The following is a 302-nucleotide window of genomic DNA, read 5'->3' on the forward strand; positions in this document are numbered from 1 at the left end:
GCGCTCATTCTTACACTACCAGGCGCTCAAAGCCCAGGCCGAAGCCCGCGTGCGGCACCGAACCGTAGCGGCGGAAATCGCGGTACCAGCTGTAGTGCTCGCGGTCCAGGCCGAACTGGGCCATGCGCGCGTCCAGCACGTCCAGGCGCTCTTCGCGCTGGCTGCCGCCGATGATCTCGCCGATGCCCGGGGCCAGCACGTCCATCGCGGCGACAGTCTTGCCGTCGTCGTTCAGGCGCATGTAGAAGGCCTTGATGTGCTCCGGGTAGTTGGTCACCACCACCGGGCGCCCGACATGTTCC

At 66.9% G+C, this 302-nt stretch carries 1 protein-coding gene; it reads right to left on the reverse strand.

The genetic code is table 11. The features are described 5' to 3' along the window. Positions 1-10: 10 nt before the first annotated feature. The coding region (locus EN850_RS35435) for an amino acid--tRNA ligase-related protein (RefSeq protein ID WP_348642459.1) at positions 11-302 on the reverse strand (292 nt) is incomplete at its 5' end.

It is taken from the genome of Mesorhizobium sp. M8A.F.Ca.ET.207.01.1.1 (assembly GCF_004794715.1).
Classification (GTDB): domain Bacteria; phylum Pseudomonadota; class Alphaproteobacteria; order Rhizobiales; family Rhizobiaceae; genus Mesorhizobium.